This window comes from Myroides fluvii (genome assembly GCF_009792295.1).
GTDB lineage: Bacteria > Bacteroidota > Bacteroidia > Flavobacteriales > Flavobacteriaceae > Flavobacterium > Flavobacterium fluvii_A.
This window is the reverse complement of sequence record NZ_CP039934.1, coordinates 1,720,235-1,742,838: the sequence shown is the minus strand read 5'-3', so window position 1 is coordinate 1,742,838 and position 22,604 is coordinate 1,720,235. Positions and strand designations below refer to the sequence as shown.

Sequence of the window (22,604 nt, the reverse complement as noted above, 5' to 3'; positions counted from 1 at the left end):
TTATTTGAACGCAAAGGTAAACAGAGTGGTTGTTCTGACCGCTATAAATTGCATTTAATATACGCCCAACCCTCCTCTTGTTTTTCAATAATTGCAATGAGTCCTGAAGGCACATAACCCACATGTTCGAAAATATCTGCTTTGTCTATTTGACGCACGCGAATGGTATTTTCACAGGCAAAAAATTGAACGCCTTTTTGCATGGCTTGCTTCAAGGCATCTCCCACCATCGTCTTGGTTTTGCTCACCATTCCAATTGCTGGACCATGCACAATCACATGGATTTCAACATCCTCTCCCCAATGATTCGTCACATTCGTTACATAGGTCATTAAAGCGTTCTGTTCATTGATATTTTCTGTATTCATTTGAAAAACAACGCTATGTTTCTTTCCTGTATTCATAATTGTACTCGTTTAATTTTTGTTTTTTGTTGATTAATTATAAAGCTACTAAATCCTTTTTCATTATGCGGTATTTTCTCTTGTTTTTTACACCTTTTCTTTCCATTTCCTATTTAAAAATGCCTTACTGTATCAAAAGTTACTGTGTATACTTAAAATAATCCTCAATTTTGTCCCATACGAATCGAAATAGAACAATTATGCATTGGATTTACGAACCTTGGCCTTGGTATGTTGGCGGAATTTTTATCGCTACAACCTTAGTTTTACTGCTATTCATGGGAAAAACTTTTGGTTTTTCTTCCAACTTAAGAACGATGTGTTCCATGATGGGGGCAGGAAAAACGTGTGATTTTTTCTGTTTCAATTGGAAAGCCCAAACGTGGAATTTGCTCTTCTTAGTGGGAACTATACTCGGTGGGTGGATTGCTTATTACTTTCTAAGTGTAGATGCCGCAGCCATTCCCTTAGGAGAAAATACCATTCAAAAACTGAGTGAATTGGGATTTGAAAGTGCTGGAAAAGCGTATGTGCCAACCGAACTCTTTGGTGAAGAGGCTTTTTCTTCGATCAAAACCATTCTTTTGCTTTTAGTTGCTGGTTTTTTTGTTGGGTTTGGATCGAGATATGCAGGAGGATGTACCTCTGGGCATGCGATTACTGGTTTGAGCAACTTCCAACTTCCCTCACTCATCGCAGTGGTGGGGTTCTTCATCGGTGGACTCATTATGGTACACCTTATTTTTCCACTTCTATTTTAATACCTGAACAATGAAAAAAATAGCCTATTTATTTGTCGGTATCTTATTTGGTATTGGCATGTTTAAATCAGGAGCTTCTTCTTGGTTTAGAATTTACGAAATGTTTCAATTTGACAGTTTTCATATGTATGGAATTATGGGAACAGCACTCACCTTAGCGGTTCTTGCAACCCAAATCATCAAAAGGAAAAAAAGCAACGACTTTTCGGGCAATCCCATCGTGTTTACCCCTAAAGAAAAGAGTGTACCTCGCTATTTAATTGGCGGAATTTTCTTCGGATTAGGTTGGGCGCTGGGCGGTGCTTGTCCTGGCCCCATGTTTGCTTTATTAGGTGCGGGTTTTTATCCCATTATTCTTGCGATTATAGGCGCTTTATTGGGCACTTGGTTTTATGGCCTGGTAAAAAAATGGCTGCCCCATTAAAAAATTAGACGCAGATCTTCTTCTATTTTTGATACCTACACCATTTATACTATCTTTAAATCCAAACAACGGAAGGAGTTATTATGGGACATAGTATTAGAGAGAAATATCACAGTCTTTTTGAAGAAAAATTGTTAGACGAGATCATTGAAGTCTCTACGATTAAAGACTTTACAGAAGGAGAACGCCTGATGGAAATTGGGGAATACATCAAAAAAATCCCCTTATTATTATCGGGTGCGATCAAAATTATCCGCGAAGATCAGAAAGAAGGAGAAATTGTCTTGTACTATATTGAAGAAGGAGACACTTGCGCGATGACCTTAACTTGTTGTTTGGGAGAAACCAAGAGTCAAGTGCGCTCTATTGCAGAAAAAGATGGCAGTGTAATCTTAGTTCCCGTAAGCAAAATGGATGATTGGCTGGTTCGCTATAAAAGCTGGCGCAACTTTGTTTTGAACAGCTACAACAACAGAATGAACGAAATGCTTTCGGCTATTGACAGCTTGGCTTTCATGAATATGGAAGAGCGTTTGTGCAAACTGCTACAAGATAAAGCTAAAATTTACAACAGTAAATTCATTCAGAATACACACCAAGAACTAGCGGATGAATTAAATACTTCGAGAGTGGTCATCTCTCGTATTTTAAAGACGTTAGAGAATCAAGGGATTATTCGCTTGAACAGAAAATACATCGAATTACTCAAAAACAATTACTCATGAACATAGAAATTGTCGGTTATGCTCTGGCCCTATTCGTGGGCATTTCCCTTGGCTTAATTGGCAGTGGAGGCTCCATTTTAACCGTGCCCATTTTGGTGTACATTTTAAAAATAGAACCTTTTTTAGCAACCGCTTATTCTCTATTTATTGTAGGATCTACCGCCTTAGTAGGGGGAGTACAAAATGCCATAAACCGCAAAGTAAATTACAAACAGGCCTTCCTCTTTGGTATTCCATCCTTACTTGCTGTTTATGCGATGCGTGCATTTGTATTACCTTTAGTTCCGGACACTTTTGTATTCGGAACGATGACTCTTTCGAAGAACGTTCTCCTTATGGTGCTCTTTGCCTTGGTGATGTTTGCTTCTTCCATGAAAATGATTCGCCCCAAGGCAATCACTTCTCCCCCTACACAACCGCAACAAGGTAAATTAATTCTTCAAGGAATTCTGATTGGGATTGTGGCAGGAACCGTAGGTGCTGGTGGTGGATTTTTAATTATCCCTGCACTAGTCCTATTTGCCAACAGTAGCATGAAAGAAGCTGTGGGGACGTCTTTGTTTATCGTTGCTATCCAATCTCTTGTCGGTTTTTTAGGCGACATCAACAACCCATTGATTGACTGGAACTTACTATTAACGTTTAGTAGTATTTCAATTATTGGCTTATTTATAGGGATATTCCTTACGCGCTATATCCCAGACAACAACTTAAAAAAAGGATTCGGCTATTTTGTCTTCCTGATGGCCCTGTACATATTTAGCAAAGAAGTGTTTTTCTAGTTTGTAACTTAGGTTACAGCGCAATTCAAAACATCTTCTTACTTTTACTATATCATTTAAAAATAAACACGACTTATGAAGATAGAACAAATTTATACTGGATGTTTAGCACAAGGTGCTTACTATATAGAAAGTAATGGCGAAGTTGCTATTATTGACCCTTTACGCGAAGTACAACAATATGTAGACAAAGCAACGAAAGATCAGGCGACCATTACATACATTTTCGAAACGCACTTTCACGCAGATTTCGTTAGTGGACACGTTACCTTAGCAGAAAAAACAGGCGCTCCAATTGTATATGGTCCGAATGCAAATCCGACATTCCAGGCGCATATTGCACAGGATGGCGAGGTATTTCAATTGGGAGACATTACCATTACTGCCTTGCATACACCTGGACACACTATGGAAAGTACAACCTACTTGTTAAAGGATGAAAACGGCAAAGATCACGCTATTTTCACTGGCGACACCCTATTCTTAGGAGACGTAGGTCGTCCTGATTTGGCCCAAAAGGCAGCTAGCTTAACGCAAGAGCAATTAGCAGCAACTTTATACCACAGTTTACGCGATAAAATCATGCCGTTGGCGGATGATTTAATTGTTTATCCAGCACATGGAGCAGGATCGGCTTGTGGTAAAAACTTAAGCAAGGAAACAGTAGGAACCTTAGGAGACCAAAAGCAAAACAACTACGCTTTACGCGCAGATATGACAGAAGCAGAGTTTGTAAAAGAAGTAACGGATGGTTTATTACCTCCTCCTGCGTATTTCCCTTTAAATGTAAAATTAAATAAAGAAGGATACGAAAATGTGGAGCACATCATTCAAAACAATCAAGCGTTAACTCCGAATGATTTTGAGGTTTTAGCGGAAGAATCTGGTGCTTTGCTTCTCGATGTTCGATCAGCAGCAGATTTTGCAGCTGGACATATCCCTGGATCTATTTTTATTGGATTAGATGGGCAATTTGCTCCCTGGGTAGGTGCCTTAATCACCGATATCAAACAAGCGATTTTAATTATCGCCCCTGAAGGTCGTGAACAAGAGTGTATCATCCGCCTATCCAGAGTAGGTTATGACAACTCCCTCGGTTATTTAGCGGGTGGTTTCACCGCTTGGAAAAGCGCTGGAAAAGAATATGACACCGTACAACAAGTAACGGCAAGTGAATTAGAAACTGCAATGAACGCAGGAGATATCGCCATTTTTGACGTGAGAAAACCAGGAGAATACGATGCTTCACACATTCAATACAAAAATCTAAACCACACGCCTTTGGATTTCTTGAATGATCACTTGGCTGAATTCCCTTTAACAGGAAATTTCTATATTCACTGTGCAGGTGGATATCGTTCATTGATTGCTACCTCTATCTTGAAAGCAAGAGGATACCACAACATGATTGATGTAATTGGTGGATTTGGCGCGATTAAAAATACGGGAATTGCCTTAGAAGATAATAGCTGTACCTCTACTTGTTCCTCTAATTTAAAATAAGAATCATGACAAAATTTGAAGCGTTAATTCAATCAGATCAATTTGTATTGGTCGACTTTTTCGCTACATGGTGTGGACCTTGTCAGATGCAAGCCCCTGTTTTGGAAGAAGTAAAGGCAATTTTGAAGGATGACATTACCATCATCAAAATTGACGTTGATAAAAATCAAGCGCTAACAGCACAATACAGTACCCAATACAACATGAGAGGTGTTCCTACCTTACTGTTGTTTAGAGAAGGAAAACTCTTGTGGAAACAATCGGGTTATACAGATAAACAAACTTTATTGTATCACTTTAATGGGTTTAAAGACAAGTATTAACCTAGAAAAAAAAAAATATAACTAAAAAATAAATCCAGCACTTGGCCTCAGCTAAGTGCTGGATTTTTTTATGCTAACCAGATTCAATCAAAACCTAAATTTATGTTAATCAGTAACAAGAGGAAAAATTGGCGACTTATCTACCATAAGCTCTTATTGTTACTGAATTTGAGTTATTTCCAACCAATTAGCATAAAACAATTTAAATGAAAAGAATTTTTTACACCCTTGTACTGGCGAGTGCTATTGGTTTTACCAATTTCACTGTCGCACAACAAAGAAGCAAAGCTACTTTTGTCACGCAAGTCGAAGACATTAAAGAATACAAACTAAGCAATGGGCTTCAGGTTTTATTACTTCCAGATGCTTCTCAAAACAACTTAGTGGTAAACATTGTCTACAAAGTAGGTTCTAAACACGAAGGGTTTGGAGAAAAAGGAATGGCTCACTTACTCGAGCATATGCTTTTCAAAAGCACGAAAAACTTAGGGGATATCAAGAAAATGCTCTCGGATAAGGGAGGGGCAGCTAATGGCACTACCTATTACGATAGAACGAATTACTACGAAGTATTTCCTTCTACAGATGAAAACTTAACTTGGGCTTTGGAAATGGAAGCGGATCGTATGATTAACGCGACCATTTTACAAGAAGACTTAGACAAAGAATTTTCTGTAGTGCGCAACGAGTTTGAGATTGGAGAAAACGATCCAACAGGTGTATTAATGGAGCGAACAACCAATACCGCCTACTTATGGCATAACTATGGTTTGAGCACTATTGGATCTAAAGAAGACATTGAACGCGTAAAAACACCTCAACTGAGACGTTTTTACGAGAAATATTACCAACCTGATAATGCGGTGTTAGTTGTAGCTGGAAAATTTGACGAGAAAAAAGCCATCGAATATATCGAACAGCATTTCTCGGTTATTCCTAAGCCAACCCGTGTATTGGATGAAATCTTAACGGTTGAGCCCGCTCAAGATGGTGAAAAATACATTGAAGTAAAACGAAATGGAGACAGTAAACACATCCAAATGCTGTATCACACTGCCTCTTATGCAGATAAGGATTTTGCGGCTTTAGAAGCTTTAGAGCACATTTTAAACAATGATCCATCGGGGTATTTACACCAGGCCTTAGTTGAAACACAAAAGGTATCTTCTTTATGGGCGTATAGTCCAACTGTACGAGATGCTAGTTTTATGTTGTTCAATTTTGATGTTCCCAATGATAAAGACCAACTAAAAACTTTAGCAGACATTAAAGCTGAAGTAGCCAAAATTGGAGATATTGCGTATACACAAGCTGATTTAGACCGCGCAAAGACAAGCCTGCTTAAGGATATCGAATCCCTGCAAAACAATACGATTGGAACGGCAATTAACTTAACGGAAATCATCGGTTCTGGTGATTATCGCTTGGCTTTCTTGCACCGTGATAATATTGAAAACTTAACGTTAGAAGATATCAAACGCGTAGCCAAGAAATACTTCAAAGACAACAACCGCACTGTCGGGTTATTCATTCCTACAAAAGAGGAGGTTCGCGTAAAACCAACCGAATTCTTAAATACAGATATTGCGAATTTAGTGAAGGATTACAAAGGAAAAGAGACCTCTCATGATATTAGAGATTTTGCTCCCACGATTGCCAATTTAGAGCAAAATTACACGTCAGGTCAGTTGGCTAATGGCATGAAATACGGTATTATAGACAAAGATCTAAAAGGAGAAAAAGTAAATATTTTCGTGCAAATTCCAGTTGGAAACCAAAAAGATTTACTCCACAAACAATACATTGGAAGTTTTACTGCCGATTTACTGACCACAGGTACAACAACAAGATCAAAACAAGCAATCCAAGATCAATTGGATCAATTAAAATCAAGTGTTAGTATTCGTTTCTCAAGCCAACACATCTTAATTTCAGTTTCTTCTTATCGAAATACCATTAAAGAAACAATGGATATTTTAAACGATGTGTTGAAGAATCCTGTATTTCCTGAAAGTGAATTGACTAAATTAAAATTAGAACACACCACGTATTTAGAGAGTACTTTAAATGATCCTCAAACGGTTGCTTTCAACAGAATATCACAGTTGACGTCTAATGAAGAAAAGGGAAGTATTTACTATTCATCTTCAGCACAAGAGGACATTGACGGATCTAAGGCTGTAAGCATTGAACAAATCAAGGCCTTTTATGCGAAATTCTTTGGCGCAAATAACGGAGTTGCTACCGTATTAGGTATGCAAAACCAAGAGGAAGTTAAAGCATTGCTTGAGGGCGTTTTAGGAAATTGGAACAACCAAGCAACATTTGAAAGAGCTTATCCAAAGCCGTTTGCAACGAAACAAGGAAAAGAAATTATTCAAACTCCAGATAAAGAAAACGCAGCCGCTGTTGGTCAATTAAACTTTGAGATGAATAAATCAAATCCAGACTTTCCTGCCTTAACGTTTGCAAATGAAGTAATGGGTGGTGGATTTATGACCGCTCGTATCCCACAGCGCTTACGTGAAAAAGAGGGGATTAGCTATGGGGCAGGTACATCGTTAACAGTTCCTAGTAATCCAAATACCAACACGTCGAGCTGGATGATTTATGCTTTCTTAAATCCAACAAAGCAAGGAGAAGTCGAAACAGCAATCAACGAAGAATTTGCCAAACTTGTTGCCAACGGAATTACAGAGGAAGAGCTAAAAGCAAACAAAGTAAGTTGGAAGAGCAGTAGACAAACAGCCCTTGGTAATGATAACTACTTGCTATCCTTGTCCAATTTATACTTGACATTCGACATTCCATTCAGTGATTTTGACAAATTAAATGCTGATATTGAGAAACTAACCGTAAAACAAGTGAATGCTGCAATTAAAAAATACTTGCAACCTTCTAAATTCACTACCATTTACGTAGGTGATTTTACTAAAAAATAACAAGCATAAAAAAACCTCTTGCGCTGCAAGAGGTTTTTTCATTTCTATTTAATCGCTTAACAAGCAAAATCTACTGTTGTTGCTCCTGCTAAGTACAAGTTGTGTTTTGCTCCTTTAGACAAGTAGATTTCCACTCTCTTTTGTTCGTAATCTGCTGATGTATCAAAAATAAAATCTAATTTTCCATCGTTATCTATATCTCCTACGAACAATAATTTTACAAACGTATCATTGAACTGCGGGATATCTAAAATCAATTGTTCACCCCCTCCATCGATACGCAAATACAATTTATAATTTTCAAACAATTTAAACGTCTTTTCCTGCTCCGAATCATCTGTATAGAGATAAGAGTCCAATTGTTTTCCTTCCGCTCTTAAACCATACGTGTTGCCCTTAAAAACATATTCTTGCGGTGCTTCTGGCCAAAGGGGTTGCTGTTTTATTGTCAGCGCTTCCTTTTTGCCTTTTAGGATGCCTTTTGTTCCGCTAAAAAAGAGTATCGGGTCTTCCTCTTCTGTTGAAATAGCTCCGATCACTTCAGATTCCGTACATTCGTTCATTTCTACCTGTAACTCGTATCTGGCTTTGCGCACGTGAAACTGCCCTTCTGATTCAAATAAAGCCAGCCAATTTGCATTGATTCTGCTGACTTCGTCTCCGTAAAAATCTTTATCGTAAAACATCGGCAAAAGTACTTCCAGGTCAATTTTCTCTTCTCTTGGAAGAACTACATTGGAAATTGTATTGGGCAAGGCAACCTCGTCTAAGGCTACGCGCTCTACTTCTTCAGGTTGAGCCAGCGGTTCGGCTGTTGGTGTTTCTTTACATGCCCACAGTGCTAACAGTGCTACAAATAGAATTCCTTTTTTCATTTTTATTTATTTTTTGACAAAAAAAAGACTATCCCAAATTGAGATAGTCTCTTTATATCACGAGTAATTCGTCTTAATCATTTAATTTCAATACAGCCATAAACGCTTCTTGAGGAATCTCTACGTTTCCTACTTGACGCATGCGTTTCTTTCCTGCTTTTTGTTTTTCTAGTAATTTACGTTTACGAGAAATATCCCCTCCGTAACATTTTGCTGTAACGTCTTTACGCAAAGCTTTTACTGTTTCACGAGCAATTACTTTTACCCCAATTGCAGCCTGAATTGGAATATCAAATTGTTGACGTGGGATCAATTCTTTCAATTTCTCACACATCTTCTTCCCAATATGATAGGCGTTGTCTGCGTGCATCAAAGCGGATAATGCATCCACTACGTTTGCATTCAACATCACGTCTACTTTTACTAAGTTTGACGTACGCATTCCAATTGGCGAGTAGTCAAACGAAGCATATCCTTTAGAAACTGTTTTTAATCGATCGTAAAAATCGAATACAATTTCTGCCAAAGGCATATCAAACATCAACTCTACACGATCTTCTGTTAAATACGTTTGGTTCGTGATAATTCCACGTTTCTCAATACACAAACTCATTACAGGACCAACAAAGTCCGCTTTTGTAATGATAGTTGCTTTGATATACGGTTCTTCTACGCGTTCTAATTTTGAAGGTTCTGGTAAGTCAGAAGGGTTATTTACCACGATTGGTGTCTCAGGTTCTTTCTTCGTATACGCCAAGTAAGATACGTTGGGAACCGTTGTGATTACCGTCATATTAAACTCGCGCTCTAAGCGCTCTTGGATAATCTCCATGTGTAACATTCCCAAGAATCCACAACGGAAACCGAATCCTAAAGCAGCTGAACTCTCCGCAGCAAAAACCAAAGAAGCATCGTTCAATTGCAATTTCTCCATAGAGTTACGCAATTCTTCGTAATCTTCGGTATCAACCGGGTAAATACCCGCAAATACCATTGGTTTTACGTTTTCGAATCCTTCAATCATGTTTTGTGTCGGCACCTTTGCATCAGTAAGGGTATCCCCTACTTTTACTTCTTTCGCTTCTTTAATTCCAGAGATTAAATAACCAACATCCCCACTTGAGATTTCTTGTTTGGGTACTTGATTTAATTTCAATGTACCAATTTCGTCAGCAAAGTACTCTTTACCTGTAGCCATAAACTTAATTTTCTGACCCTTTGTAATCTTTCCGTTGATAACACGGAAAATTACTTCAATCCCTCTAAATGGGTTGTATACCGAGTCAAAAATAAGCGCTTGTAAAGGCTCTTCAACATTGCCTTTAGGTGCAGGAACTCTTTCGATAATTGCTGCTAATATTTCTTCAACTCCCAATCCTGTTTTACCAGAAGCAGGAATAATTTCTTCGTAATCACAACCTAATAGATCTACAATATCGTCGCTTACTTCTTCAGGGTTTGCACTTGGAAGGTCAATTTTATTTAAAACGGGAATAATCGTTAAATCATTCTCTAACGCTAAATAAAGGTTTGAAATCGTTTGTGCTTGAATACTTTGAGCAGCATCTACAATCAACAACGCACCTTCACAAGCCGCAATAGATCTAGAAACTTCGTAAGAGAAATCTACGTGTCCCGGTGTGTCAATTAAGTTTAATATATATTTTTCGCCTTTGTATTCGTACTCCATTTGAATAGCATGAGATTTAATTGTAATCCCTCTTTCACGCTCCAAATCCATACTGTCCAAAAGCTGATTTTGTTGCTCACGTGCAGTTACCGTTTGTGTAGCATCTAACAAACGATCTGCTAACGTACTCTTACCATGGTCAATGTGAGCAATAATACAAAAGTTTCTAATGTTCTTCATCTTGGTTATATCCATTATTATAAGATCAATAAAGTAAAAAAGTCAGAAGAAATAGGACTTCTTATCCCCGTGATCTAAGTTGTAAGGCTTTCGTTTTATTTCAATTACAAACAATACACCTATATTTTGCAAATATACTTTAAAGTTTCAATTTTTTGACGCGATATTCACTTTTAATCACGAGAAATTATCCAGGTTTTTTTACACCTTCTCACCACAATGTCGTACTCCCTCCCTTCTTTTGTCAAAATTCTCCTTTAGCCTCCAACAATAATCCCCCTACTTCATTCGTTTACTATAAAGTTTTTCCGTAATTTAGAGTTCCAAAATTTACGCTACCATGAAAAAATATTTCCCTGCCCTAGTATTCGTCTTTTCGTCTTTTGTCAGCTGTAGTCAAAAGAGTGATGTGATCCAAGATTACGTTACGCTCCCTTCCTATTTGAAAGAAGTTTCAGGGATGTCTTTTGACGCCAACTCTCATTCTTTTTGGGTATTACAAGACAGTGGCAACAAAAGCGAATTGTATCAAATTGATTCCGTAGGACAAGTGATGCACACCTTAAAAGTGAAGAACCAAAAGAACAATGATTGGGAAGAATTAGCCTCAGATCCTACAGGCAATTTATATATTGGCGATTTTGGCAACAACAAAAACACGCGTAAAAACCTACAAATTATCAAAATCAATAAGGATCAGCTAAGTGCCAATGAAACAGAAGCAGACTATGTCATCACGTTTGATTATCCAGAACAACAGGAATTCCCTCCTAAGGCAACTGAATTACTCTATGATGCAGAGGCGTTCTTTTACTATGATGATCACTTTTATCTCTTTACCAAAAACCGCAGCAAGGCTTTTGACGGGACTTCTTTAGTATACAAAATACCCAACAAGCCAGGGCATCATCAAGCAGAATACGTTCAAACGTTTAGAGGGTGTAATGTGTATAAACATTGTGCGATTACAGGAGCGGCCATTAGCCCCGATCAAAAAACCTTTGTTCTCTTGTCTCACACCAAACTGTGGGTGATTGACAATTTCAATCCCAATGCTATTTTAGACGGCAAAATCGAGGTGCATAAATTACACCATGATACACAAAAAGAAGCTGTCACCTTTGGGGATGACAGCACTTTATATATTTCGGATGAAGTGAAAAAGAAATCGGGGGGTAAAATTTACAAGTTAGACTTGCATCAATTAAAACCCAAATCCTAAACCGAAGACGAATCGTCCTCCATCTTTACTGTAAAAATACGAGCAATGTAAAGTTGCTTGCTCAATGGCGTTCACCCATAATCCCGCTCCATAAGCGTTATGCCACTTGGAAGAACTTTCTTGTGGAGTCCAAACACGTCCATAATCGAAACCGGCATACAATCCATAAGACATCGGAATAAAACCAGCGGTAAACTGCCCTGCATTAAAACGCAAATCTGTGGTTTGTACAAAAGAGGTTTTCCCCGTAAAGCGCTCGGGTCTAAATCCTCTTAAATTGGTATTCCCACCAATCGTTGCCCCGTGATAGAAGTCGTAATTCGAATTAAAACGCGTTTGATACGTAAAATTCGTCGCCAAAATTAGGCGTTCACTGCGCTCTAAATAATGGGCAAAACTCACTTTAGCATCCAAGAACGGAAAGTTTTGCTTGCTATCTTCTAAATTTGTTCGCCACCCCACTGTGGTATGGAAAGCAAAGCCTTTGGTTGGATTGGCTGCATTGTTATACTGTTGGAAATCATAAGTTGCCTGAATAGTTCCGTATTGCTGAAAATCAAATACTTTTTGATCAACCAAATCAGGACTGCTCGTTATAAATCGATTGGCTTTGTCTTGTACCTTCATTGCTTGATACGCTACATTCACCTCAAATGAATCTCCATTTTTACCTTCAAATTTATATCCTGGTGATACGGAATAACTCTCAATTCTCACTCTTTTATACTCATCGCCCATCTCCTCATCAAAATAGTGTGTTTCATTTCCTATTCCATAGTAATTCACCGCAAAATTCGGGCTCGTAGCTCTGGCATTTAAGGTGAATCCCCAATTGTTGGTTGCATTGGGAAAATGACCTGCATATTCTGCCTCTACTCCCTTGGTATTAAACGAGTAAAATCCCTTAAGGGTATGCTTAGCCGCATACGGATCTTGAACAAACTTTAGGCGTTTTGACGAATACAAAAAGCCCAATTTCACCCCATCTTCCGGATTATACCCCACGTTAGGCAATAACATATTCACCGTTAGTGGCAATTTCTCGTAATTAAAATTATTTAGGTCGTAGCGATTCGTAAAATAGTGCTTCGTTTTTTCTCCTACTTCCGTTAATTCGTTTTGCTTATCTGCATAGTCGTAAACCACTACTTTTTTATTGTTTTCAATTTGGAAAGTATCTTTATTTTTCCCTCCAATCAGACGCAACTTGATTTTCGCTTTATCGCTTCCTTGTACAAGAAAAGTATCCTCATCATTCAATCCGTATATCCAAATTTCTTTGGTTTCATTTGGAACATACGTCTTTTCAAATACCGTTTCTTGTCCAGATTTCTTCTCTCTAATTTGAACTAGATGCACCGCACCATCGTCTTTTCGATTGACTATAAACGTATCTTTTTTATCCGTTCCGGATAACACTACGTATTTGCGTAATTCACGGTAATACTTAGGTACAAAATCCGCTACTTTTCTCTTGCGTTCTTTCAAGACCTTTTTAATCTGTTCTACCTCTTTTCCTTGTATTTCTTGCGGTAATTTCGCAAAAGCTTGTTCAATACTTTCATCATCTAAATCGCGAACGATAGACTCCGCTTGGGTAATCCAATCCGCTTCTGTGGTTGATTTCAACAAGTATTGATCCAGAGGAAATGCCGTGTGATTAATCCAACGTGGATTGGCAAAGTCTGCGGTATAATTTTGCATGTGGCGCAACATGGGCAGCTTTTTGATTAAAGAAAGTAAAGCACCGTCAATCTTTGCAAAGGCTTGATCGCGATCACGGGGAACTGGGCGATAAATCACCTTGTCTCCTTCTTTAAACTCCGACCATCGCCATTGATCTCCATGTCGATCCCAATCGCCTATGAGCATATCAAAAATTCGCGCACGCAAATACATTTGTTCGTCAATGGCGTATTTTTCATCCTTTCTCAAGTTGGCAATCACATCGGTTGTACTGATAATTTTCGCTGCATTTCCGAAACTCTCTTCTTCATGCCCCTCACTTGGGCGTTCTTCAATCATATACAATTCACCCCCATATTTGGAGTTAAATGCACCAAGTGCTTGTTGTTTGGGAATATAATACAGTTCGGGATTGGTGTGATAAATACCCACCTTCTTCGATAAATCACCAATAATAAAGGGGGTATACGGATGTGCTGTGGTATAAAAGTCATAAATAAAACCTTCTGCCCAAGTATCGTCAAAGGATTCCATGACGTAATTATCGCGAAATACGGCCGTTTGCAAAAAACGAGAAACGCTTTTTCGAACCCCACGCATCACATATTGGGTGCCATTTTTATCTGCTAAACGCAAGGATAAGGATTGATTTCCTCCACCAGAAATTAGGGGAGTTAATCCTCCTTTTAGCGAATCTAAATTCGCCACAGGCACAGAAATAGGTTGACTATACGTTGAGCGATAGTGATCGCCCCATAGGAAGCGATAAAAACCGCTTTTTTTGGTCCATTTTTCTGGATACACACTCGCCACAGTTGAATCGACAGTTGGTACACCAAAATCATCCATCGACACTATTTCAGGTTGAAAAATTTGCTGTTGCCAAGCGCGATGATGGATTCCATTTTCAAAAATATAAAAAGAAAGGATTGCGCCTTTATCTGCAGCTATTTCTAGTGAAGCATAGCCCAATTGTCCCGCAGAAAAACTCCCTGCTTCAATGGCTCTTGCTGGAGATAAATCTCCTAACGCTCCACTGACAATTTGTTTAACTCCCTCTTTTTCCTGGTATTGTAAATTTCGCTCATGCCCCGACACCAACACGACATTGTTATACATCTGAGCCATCGTTTGAAGGCGTTTATTCAGTGCATTGTATTTCTTACTTTGCAAATCTTGGGTATTGATTCCAGAAACTGAACGGGTATAATTGATTAAAGACCCGAAGATAGGCAAGGGAATGTTAGCCTCAAACGGATACAAATGATCATGTAAGGAGAAATGCCCTCCGTGATTTCCTGTGCTATATACTGGATGATGCAAGGCCAAAACCACGAGTTTATTCTGATTTTTGTTGATTTCACCTCTCAATTCATCAAAAAAATCTTCTCTTGTTTTGATATCACAATCCTCGTTCATATTGGGTTGTTGATCCCAATTTTCCAAATACCATTGACTATCAACCACAATCAAAACGGTTTCGTCATTGATTTTCAATCGTTCAAATCCACACACTTTACGTGGTAACAGTGCCTTTTTATCTTCTAAATTAGCCGTTAAGTACTTCGAAATATCTTTAATGCCCTCATATCCTTTTTTCCATTCTGCTTCTCCATTGATAAACACGGTTTCTCCACGAAATTGCTTTGCCCAATCGATAGCTGTACGCAGCTGCAAGTCCGTTGAGTCTTTTAGCTGTTTTTTTTGTATATTATCTCCTAATAACACCAAAGTCGATGCTTTATCGGCTTGTTGAAATACTTGCGTCAATTGCGCAAGATGGGCTTGTTCTTCTTTAGACTTGGCAGTCACTAAACCTCCAACGAAATAATAAGTATGTACAATTTTATCGTTGTTCTTGCGTTCTATCTCTGCAACAGGAACCTTAGCTTCTCGTTGTTGAGGGCTCAACGTTGCACAAGAATACGAGAAGATCAAGAGTAAAAAATAAGTCATTGGCTTAATTTTTACACGCTTATCGGGGTTTTGACTAAATAATTTCATATTTTTAGACATCAAAAGAGGGTTTGCTATGACTATTTTACAAAAAGTGGAAGAATATATCTTTCAACTATACAAAGATACATTATCACAACAATTTACCTACCATAATTTCAACCATACTATTCGTGTAGTGAATGGTTTAGAGGATTTATTAAAAAAAATAGAAGTTAGTGAAAAAGAAGCGATGAATCTGCGATTTGCTGCTTGGTTTCACGATATTGGCTATACACAATCATGTACGGAACACGAAAAGCACGGGGCAACTATTGCGGCAAACTACTTAAAAGAACAAGGTATTGCTCCCGAAGACATTGCGTGTATTCAAGCTTTAATCCTCGCGACTAAACTAGATCATGTACCCACTAATCTTTTGGAATGCATCATCAAAGATGCTGACTTTTCCCATTTGATTGATGATAATTTTATGGAAATTAGCAACTTACTTCGATGTGAACTAACTACTACTTGTGATCTTCAATTTACACCAGAAGAGTGGAATCAACAAAACTTAGATTTCTTACTCTACAAACATCGCTATTATACCGATTATGCCCGTCAAAAATGGCAACCGAAAAAGCAACAGAACATTTTTACTCTTAGAGAACAAATAGAGAAAGACAAAAAGAAAAAGGAGAAATCAACCAAGCGCGAGCACTTTAGATCCATTGACACCCTATTTCGCACCACCTTGCGCAATCACACCCAATTAAGTGCTATTGCAGACCGCAAAGCTAATATCTTGCTTTCTGTCAATGCGATTATTATTTCCATTTGCTTGTCTACTTTAATTCCAAAATTAGATAGCCCTTCCAATGCGCATTTAATTATACCTACTTTTGTCTTAATCTTCTTTAGTGTGGCCACCATTATTTTTGCCATTATGTCTACCAGACCTAAAGTAACTGCGGGAACTTTTTCCCAAGAAGAAGTGGACAACCACACGGTTAATTTGCTGTTTTTTGGTTCATTCCACAAAATGCCTTTGGATGAGTATTATAAAACCCTGCGAAATTTAATCCGAAAAGAAGAAAATATATACGAAGCCCTGACTACTGATTTGTATTATTTAGGTAAGGTATTGAATAGAAAGTACACCTTGTTGCGCATTACCTATACTGTATTTACCATTGGAATCTTAGCTTCTGTACTGGCGTTTGTCTTGGCATTTAGAGGTATTGGTTTCTAAGAAAATTCACCATCAACTGTTGATAATCCAGTGCCTCAAGGTTGTAATCGAGGTTGACTAAAACACGTAGACCGATTAAACCAGCAACCCCCTGTAAATCTTCTACTTCAAACGCTTGAATAGCGGATTGCAAGACGCCTACGTATTGCAGATACTTGATATAAGCCATGTATTCATCGCGATCAGCGTGAGAGGCGAAAACAATAGCAATACTCTTGGGTTGAACAATTCGCTCTTCTGAATTCTGAATTACGGCTTTGTCGAGTCGTTTTTTGATGATTTCATAGCGTGTATTATAGGATCCATCAATATCAAATCGCTTTTCATCCATTCGGAACTGAATACTCAAAGAAGCATCGTAAACCAAAATAAGAGACGTGGCATCCATTGGAATTTCGTCCTGAATATTGTTTCGATAATGGATACACATCTGTTCCGCTATGACTTGTAATTGCCACAACCTCAAATTCTGTAGATAGGTAATATCAAAGGCACGATCTGGACAAATGGAATCCCCGATGTAAATGTTGTGCTCTACCCCATCTGTTTTAAATCGCTCATAATAATGGGGATAGACCGCTTGTGCTTCTTTTTGTCTCTTGTCTAAAATATCCGAATAGCATTTATTAATACGGCCAATTTGCTTGTCAAATACCTTGCGATAGCGGTAATACACATCCAACTCATAATCGATAAAACTAAAATATTCATTCAACCGCTCTGTGTTAAAAAGAAAACTTTCTTTTTGCAAAAGAGGGTGTATTTCCTCACGGATATAGGTTTGAATACGCTGCTCAAGTCCAGAATAAAAGTGATTCTTCACTTGTTTGTTATACGCTTTTAGTTTCAAACGATGCTTTTCCAGTAAAATATGCTCGATTCCTTTAGCATAATCATCCAACAAGTGAATCAATTGATCCAACTGTGCTCTTAGGTCTTGCTGAATAGCCTCATTTCTCAATTGACTTGATCCCTTGATGTCGATTTCGCCATAGAGGGGAAAAACATCAGGAAAGGCAATCGGAGTTAAGATATAGTTCTTATCTGTTACATTGTCAATGTAGTTCTTCTGGGCTTCTTCTAGGAATTTCCAATACACACTAGGGTGAATAGTTGTATACTCTCGTTGAATAATGGCCTCAATGTGATTCAATGCATCGGTTCGTACGCGCTCCATTGTTTCGGAAATAATAGGCATCAATTCGTTTAGTTTCTGTGCATTAACACTGTGCAAATCTCTAGGATTACGCGACACGATTTCCAATATTCCCTCAATCCCAGTAGAGGTGACAATAGGACTAAACAAGCAGCTACGAACTCCTTGTTGCATTAAATTCAAACACATTTCACGGTGTTCTTCATTATGCGTTTCCGCTTCAACATCCGAAATGCTAAAGTATTGCTTTTGCACCATCAGACGACGATAGGCTTGCGCAGAGATTACAATTCGACTTTGTTCTTCATTGAGTAAATAGCTGTTGACAATCATAACATTCTTCAGCTCCATTTGAGCGGTTTTATCTCCTTGTAACACCGTCAATCCGATTTTCAGATTGGGTAATTTAAAAATAGAACTGAACAATTGGTTGACAAAATCCCCCAAGGGTTTGCGCTGCAATTCTGTTTTCAGGAAACTCTCCTTTAAGAGCGAAAGCGCATTTTCAAAGGTTACATCCACCAGACTCAACAAACCAAAGCCTTTTATCGTCCAACTTTTCTGTGGAAAGTAGCGCTGCCACAAAGCTAGATCATCATAATTATCCTGCAACAATTCGATATCTTTTTGGGTCAGCATGACTGCATTTTCACTGGGGATCAACTCGACAAAATCGGCATTATACAAGACGCGATAATAACGCGTAATACCGCGTTTATCTGGTAAATCAATAAAAAGAGGTTGGGTTAAATCAAAGGTAGACTTGAAATAGTAATTCATGATAATACAACAACAAGCGATGTAGTATTCATTTTGATTGAAGTTTCGAATTTCTCCGGTGTATTTCCCTCCTGCATCTTCAATAATTTGTTTGAATCGCCTGGTGTGATTAAACATAATGTTTTGAAAGGGCATGGAAACGGCTTTGATTTCATTGTCTGACAAAGCAGAGGGAAAAATAACATCAAACAGTTCAACCACTAAATTTTCATGGATATCTTCCAATGCAGGGTCAATACCAGCTGCATCATTCACTAATTGCTGATTCGCTCTTTCCAATAAATCTTCATAATACGCTTTGCGATACGGATTTCCCTTCTCGTTTGCGATAAATTTCTTCAATTCTTCCTTCAACGTATCAAAAGAGAATTCAATATGGAAAGGTGTAAACTCAAAAGCTTTTAGTTTCATAAGGCCAAACATCTAGAAAGGTTTAAAGATACGCAATCCAAAGGTTTTAATCTGTTTCTATGCCAAATATCTCCATTGAAAACTTCTAAAAGACGAAAAAATAAAATATTGTACTTTTGCAGGAAATATCGAAAACGATTATGATTAAAATTGGCAATATAGAACTACCTGATCATCCGCTTCTTTTGGCTCCAATGGAAGATGTGAGTGATCCTCCTTTCCGTCGTTTGTGTAAAAAACACGGGGCAGATTTAATGTATTCTGAGTTTATTTCCTCAGAAGGATTAATTCGCGATGCGATAAAGAGCAAGATGAAGTTGGATATTTTTGATTACGAGCGTCCCGTTGGTATACAGATTTTTGGTGGGGATGAAGAAGCCATGGCGATGTCTGCGCGTATTGTAGAGACTGTTCGCCCTGATTTAGTCGATATTAACTTTGGTTGTCCGGTAAAAAAAGTGGTTTGCAAAGGTGCAGGTGCGGGGGTATTAAAAGACATCGACTTGATGATTCGCTTGACCAAAGCAGTGGTTAACAGCACTTCCTTGCCTGTTACGGTAAAAACGCGTTTAGGTTGGGATGAAGAATCAATCAATATTGACGAAGTAGCCGAGCGCTTACAAGATGTGGGCGTACAGGCCTTGACCGTTCACGCAAGAACACGCGCCCAGATGTACAAAGGACATTCGGATTGGACGCACATTGAACGCATCAAGAACAACCCACGCATTAAAATTCCAATTTTTGGTAATGGCGATATCGACAGCCCACAAAAAGCACTGGAATACAAAGAGAGATTTGGATTGGACGGGATGATGATTGGTCGTGCAGCAATTGGATATCCGTGGATTTTTGACGAAATAAAGCATTATTTCCAAACGGGTGAACTACTTGCCCCTCCTACGATTGAAGATCGTCTAGAAGCGGCTAAAAACCACTTAATCTGGTCGATGGAATGGAAAGGAGAACGTTTGGGTATTGTAGAAATGCGTCGCCACTATACCAATTACTTCAAAGGGATTCACGGTTTTAAACCGCATCGCTTGAAATTAGTCACCACAGATGATGTAACAGAATTACTCAACCTATTTGACCAAATTGCGGAAGAATACCGCGATTATGTGATAGAATAAGAAAGAAGAAAGAGGAGAGAGGAAATCGGTAGTTTTTTCTAAAATAAAATAATTGGTTCTTTAATCGAATAAATTTTAAAATAAAAAAGACCTCCTGCGAGGTCTTTTTTATTTTATGGTATGTAAAATTTGCTCGATTTGTTTTTTAGTTAAACCTTACAAAAAAAAATGCTTGTAAAGCAGGCGATTCTATTTCGAGATATCTTTTCGGCTAACAGTTAAAAGTTCTCTCCCTTTTCCTCTCTCCTCTTTCTTCTCTCCAATAAGCTATTTCGTTTTATCTGAAACAATATGCAAATCGCGTTGTGGAAAAGGAATTTCGATATTTGCTTCATCCAAGGCCACTTTGACAATTTGTTGAATTTCGAATACCGTATTCCAGTAATCCGATTTACCAATCCAAGTACGCACGTTTAAGTCCACCGAGCTATCGCCCAAATTACTGACAAATACGATTGGCGCAGGTGTTTGCAATACGGCTTGGTGTTTGGCTAAAACACCTAAAATAATGTTTTGTGCTTCTTTAATATTTTCATTATAACCAATACCTACCACAAAATCGTGTCGTCTGGATGTGATTTCTGAATAATTGGTAATCACGGAGTTGGCCAAAGGGCCATTGGGGCTAAATATTTTTAATCCCGTTGGACCTGTTAGGGTTGTATACAATAAATCGATGCGTTCTACTGTCCCCTCTGTTCCGCTTGGGTTGGAGATGTAATCTCCTACTTTAAACGGCTTGAACAACAATACCAAAACACCACCAGCAAAATTGGACAAACTCCCTTGCAAAGCTAAACCAACGGCTAAACCCGCAGAGGCAAAAATCGTTGCGATTCCCGCCACTTGAAAGCCCATCGTTGCAGCTACAATAATCAATAAAATGATATACAACGTCGCTTTTACTACACTTAATAAAAACCCTCTTAATGATAATTCCACGTCTCTTTTTTCAAGACGTCTGCGAATTAACTTTAAAACAAGTTTGACTAGATAAGATCCTATTCCCAATATAACTAGCCCCAACAATATTTTGGGTATCGCTTGCCACATGGACTCTAGCATTTGTTCTAATCCTCGTAATACAATTTCCATAGCTCTCTTTTTTTAATTTTCTTTCTTAGATTTTCAATTTCTTTTTCATGTCTTTAGACAATGCGTCTTTGTGAACCATGAAATCTGTCGTTTTATATTTTACATACTCTTTCGACATATACATGTATCCATTGTGATCATTTGAGATTCCCCAAGAGTTTTTCACAATATAGAATTCACGTCCTTTTTGGTCTTTTGCAATTCCAACGATATGCATGCCGTGATCGTCTGTTGTTGAATAGTTATCAAACGCTTCTTGGCGCATTTCTGCTGTAACTGTACGCTCTGGTTTTGGTCCGTTAAAGATTTCTTTGCGCTCTTCCTCGTTCATATCTTCCCAGTCTTTTTCAGGAACATAAGCCACTCCATTTTTCCAGCTAAAATACTTCTCACTGACGTCACCTGCCCAAGCAACAGTAAAACCATTGTTGATCGCTAAGTCGATAATAGCTGTCATTTCGTTCACTTGTACGTTGTACACTTGATCAAATGCCCAGTTATCCGGTACTAACAATACAAATTTGTCATAGTAAGGATAGTTCTTATCGGATCCAATTTCGATATAATCTTCAGGATTAATTCCAATTACATCGCTTGCAAATGTTTGTGGTGTATATTCTTTCCCTTCCCATTTGAATTTGGTAGGTGCTTCACCCAAATATGCATCAATTACAGCGGTGTAGGCTTTCTCCCAATTTGGTGTCAATTTTCCATTTGGATTAGAGACTACTGCTTTCAGTACTCCTTCTTGGATAGCTGCCATTTCAGCAAATTGATTCTTCTTTGTTCCGTAGTTTAACCCGGTATATACTTCTTGAGGCACAGCACCATACATGCGGTACATGTTCATTACATCGTGAAAAGCTCCACCATCTCCTAAGGTTACAGCCCCTTGCATGCGCACATACATTTTTCCTTTTTCGATATAAGCATTGCGTGCCGAGTAAATTTGAGAAATTTCTACTGGGCGTTTCCCCATACGCATCATTTCTGATTCAATGAAAGAATTGGCTGAATAGCTCCAACAAGTTCCCGAAGATCCTTGATTCTTAATCGATGTATTTTCGATATCTACAACGGGCTTAAACTGAAAAAGCTCTTTACTTTTATCACTTGCATTTAATTTTAATGCATTAACAAGATTGTCTTGTGCAACTGTAGTTGACGCCGTAATAACAGATAAAACCGCCGTCAACACCCATGATTGGATTGTTTTTTTATTCATTGTACTTGTTGTTATAGTCGTAAAGATAAAAAAACATTGGTTAATGACCGTAAATCAAGAACGAAAATGGTTCATCCTCTTTTTGTTTTCTATTTTT

At 38.2% G+C, this 22,604-nt stretch carries 17 protein-coding genes; 10 read left to right on the top strand and 7 right to left on the bottom strand.

Features of this window, described 5'->3' with window-relative positions; genetic code table 11:
- Positions 1-41: 41 nt before the first annotated feature.
- Positions 42-404, bottom strand: coding sequence for a DsrE family protein (locus tag FBR08_RS07885; protein ID WP_158962227.1), 363 nt, complete (start codon positions 402-404; stop codon positions 42-44).
- A gap of 200 nt (positions 405-604) precedes the next feature.
- On the opposite strand from FBR08_RS07885, the gene FBR08_RS07880 reads away from it, so the two are divergent.
- From FBR08_RS07880 to FBR08_RS07850, 7 genes are all read left to right on the top strand, one after another.
- A complete protein-coding gene (locus FBR08_RS07880; RefSeq protein ID WP_158962226.1) occupies positions 605-1,165 on the top strand; it encodes a YeeE/YedE family protein in 561 nt (186 codons plus the stop codon).
- A gap of 10 nt (positions 1,166-1,175) precedes the next feature.
- Entirely contained in the window at positions 1,176-1,589 is a 414-nt protein-coding gene (locus tag FBR08_RS07875; RefSeq protein WP_158962225.1) for a DUF6691 family protein, read from the top strand.
- An 83-nt stretch (positions 1,590-1,672) separates the two neighbouring features.
- Entirely contained in the window at positions 1,673-2,314 is a 642-nt protein-coding gene (locus FBR08_RS07870; protein ID WP_158962224.1) for a Crp/Fnr family transcriptional regulator, read from the top strand.
- Positions 2,311-3,096, top strand: a complete 786-nt coding sequence (locus FBR08_RS07865; protein ID WP_158962223.1) for a sulfite exporter TauE/SafE family protein — start codon at positions 2,311-2,313, stop codon at positions 3,094-3,096. Before FBR08_RS07870 ends, FBR08_RS07865 begins: the two co-directional genes overlap by 4 nt.
- Positions 3,097-3,171: 75 nt before the next feature.
- Positions 3,172-4,599 (top strand): MBL fold metallo-hydrolase, encoded by a 1,428-nt coding sequence (locus tag FBR08_RS07860; RefSeq protein WP_158962222.1) that lies wholly within the window; start codon positions 3,172-3,174, stop codon positions 4,597-4,599.
- Positions 4,600-4,604: 5 nt separating this feature from the next.
- Entirely contained in the window at positions 4,605-4,922 is a 318-nt protein-coding gene (trxA, locus tag FBR08_RS07855; protein WP_158962221.1) for a thioredoxin, read from the top strand.
- A 206-nt stretch (positions 4,923-5,128) separates the two neighbouring features.
- Entirely contained in the window at positions 5,129-7,864 is a 2,736-nt protein-coding gene (locus FBR08_RS07850) for a M16 family metallopeptidase (RefSeq protein WP_158962220.1), read from the top strand.
- Between the two features lie 56 nt (positions 7,865-7,920).
- On the opposite strand, the gene FBR08_RS07845 is transcribed toward FBR08_RS07850, so the two are convergent.
- Entirely contained in the window at positions 7,921-8,739 is an 819-nt protein-coding gene (locus tag FBR08_RS07845; protein ID WP_158962219.1) for a hypothetical protein, read from the bottom strand.
- A 73-nt stretch (positions 8,740-8,812) separates the two neighbouring features.
- Complete coding sequence (gene lepA / locus FBR08_RS07840) at positions 8,813-10,609, bottom strand: translation elongation factor 4 (RefSeq protein WP_158962218.1); 1,797 nt, start codon at positions 10,607-10,609, stop codon at positions 8,813-8,815.
- A 340-nt stretch (positions 10,610-10,949) separates the two neighbouring features.
- On the opposite strand from lepA, the gene FBR08_RS07835 reads away from it, so the two are divergent.
- Positions 10,950-11,831, top strand: a complete 882-nt coding sequence (locus FBR08_RS07835) for an SdiA-regulated/phytase-like domain-containing protein (RefSeq protein ID WP_158962217.1) — start codon at positions 10,950-10,952, stop codon at positions 11,829-11,831.
- Here FBR08_RS07835 and FBR08_RS07830 read toward each other — a convergent pair.
- Positions 11,814-15,521 carry a BamA/TamA family outer membrane protein gene (locus FBR08_RS07830; protein ID WP_158962216.1) on the bottom strand — a complete coding sequence of 1,236 codons (3,708 nt, stop codon included), beginning with the start codon at positions 15,519-15,521 and terminating at the stop codon, positions 11,814-11,816. The genes FBR08_RS07835 and FBR08_RS07830 overlap by 18 nt on opposite strands.
- A 28-nt stretch (positions 15,522-15,549) precedes the next feature.
- On the opposite strand from FBR08_RS07830, the gene FBR08_RS07825 reads away from it, so the two are divergent.
- On the top strand, positions 15,550-16,707 hold the full coding sequence (locus tag FBR08_RS07825; RefSeq protein ID WP_158962215.1) for a Pycsar system effector family protein: 1,158 nt from the start codon (positions 15,550-15,552) through the stop codon (positions 16,705-16,707).
- Here the strand turns inward: FBR08_RS07825 and FBR08_RS07820 are convergent.
- A complete protein-coding gene (locus tag FBR08_RS07820) occupies positions 16,688-19,054 on the bottom strand; it encodes a hypothetical protein (RefSeq protein ID WP_158962214.1) in 2,367 nt (788 codons plus the stop codon). The genes FBR08_RS07825 and FBR08_RS07820 overlap by 20 nt on opposite strands.
- A 140-nt stretch (positions 19,055-19,194) precedes the next feature.
- Between FBR08_RS07820 and dusB the strand changes: the two genes are divergently transcribed.
- Positions 19,195-20,187 carry a tRNA dihydrouridine synthase DusB gene (dusB, locus tag FBR08_RS07815; protein ID WP_158964215.1) on the top strand — a complete coding sequence of 331 codons (993 nt, stop codon included), beginning with the start codon at positions 19,195-19,197 and terminating at the stop codon, positions 20,185-20,187.
- A 267-nt stretch (positions 20,188-20,454) separates the two neighbouring features.
- Here dusB and FBR08_RS07810 read toward each other — a convergent pair whose 3' ends face one another.
- Positions 20,455-21,282 carry a mechanosensitive ion channel family protein gene (locus tag FBR08_RS07810; protein WP_158962213.1) on the bottom strand — a complete coding sequence of 276 codons (828 nt, stop codon included), beginning with the start codon at positions 21,280-21,282 and terminating at the stop codon, positions 20,455-20,457.
- 25 nt (positions 21,283-21,307) lie between these two features.
- Entirely contained in the window at positions 21,308-22,507 is a 1,200-nt protein-coding gene (locus FBR08_RS07805) for a C1 family peptidase (protein ID WP_199268641.1), read from the bottom strand.
- Positions 22,508-22,604: the final 97 nt, after the last annotated feature.

What these genes read in the sequence shown, in the direction of transcription:
- FBR08_RS07880 (WP_158962226.1), top strand. Translation starts at nt 605, where the DNA reads ATGCATTGGATTTACGAACCTTGGCCTTGGTATGTTGGCGGAATTTTT.
- FBR08_RS07860 (WP_158962222.1), top strand. Translation starts at nt 3,172, where the DNA reads ATGAAGATAGAACAAATTTATACTGGATGTTTAGCACAAGGTGCTTAC.
- FBR08_RS07830 (WP_158962216.1), bottom strand. Translation starts at nt 15,521, where the DNA reads ATGAAATTATTTAGTCAAAACCCCGATAAGCGTGTAAAAATTAAGCCA.
- FBR08_RS07875 (WP_158962225.1), top strand. Translation starts at nt 1,176, where the DNA reads ATGAAAAAAATAGCCTATTTATTTGTCGGTATCTTATTTGGTATTGGC.
- FBR08_RS07845 (WP_158962219.1), bottom strand. Translation starts at nt 8,739, where the DNA reads ATGAAAAAAGGAATTCTATTTGTAGCACTGTTAGCACTGTGGGCATGT.
- FBR08_RS07825 (WP_158962215.1), top strand. Translation starts at nt 15,550, where the DNA reads ATGACTATTTTACAAAAAGTGGAAGAATATATCTTTCAACTATACAAA.
- FBR08_RS07805 (WP_199268641.1), bottom strand. Translation starts at nt 22,507, where the DNA reads ATGAATAAAAAAACAATCCAATCATGGGTGTTGACGGCGGTTTTATCT.
- FBR08_RS07865 (WP_158962223.1), top strand. Translation starts at nt 2,311, where the DNA reads ATGAACATAGAAATTGTCGGTTATGCTCTGGCCCTATTCGTGGGCATT.
- FBR08_RS07820 (WP_158962214.1), bottom strand. Translation starts at nt 19,054, where the DNA reads ATGAAACTAAAAGCTTTTGAGTTTACACCTTTCCATATTGAATTCTCT.
- FBR08_RS07870 (WP_158962224.1), top strand. Translation starts at nt 1,673, where the DNA reads ATGGGACATAGTATTAGAGAGAAATATCACAGTCTTTTTGAAGAAAAA.
- dusB (WP_158964215.1), top strand. Translation starts at nt 19,195, where the DNA reads ATGATTAAAATTGGCAATATAGAACTACCTGATCATCCGCTTCTTTTG.
- FBR08_RS07835 (WP_158962217.1), top strand. Translation starts at nt 10,950, where the DNA reads ATGAAAAAATATTTCCCTGCCCTAGTATTCGTCTTTTCGTCTTTTGTC.
- FBR08_RS07850 (WP_158962220.1), top strand. Translation starts at nt 5,129, where the DNA reads ATGAAAAGAATTTTTTACACCCTTGTACTGGCGAGTGCTATTGGTTTT.
- trxA (WP_158962221.1), top strand. Translation starts at nt 4,605, where the DNA reads ATGACAAAATTTGAAGCGTTAATTCAATCAGATCAATTTGTATTGGTC.
- lepA (WP_158962218.1), bottom strand. Translation starts at nt 10,609, where the DNA reads ATGAAGAACATTAGAAACTTTTGTATTATTGCTCACATTGACCATGGT.
- FBR08_RS07885 (WP_158962227.1), bottom strand. Translation starts at nt 404, where the DNA reads ATGAATACAGGAAAGAAACATAGCGTTGTTTTTCAAATGAATACAGAA.
- FBR08_RS07810 (WP_158962213.1), bottom strand. Translation starts at nt 21,282, where the DNA reads ATGGAAATTGTATTACGAGGATTAGAACAAATGCTAGAGTCCATGTGG.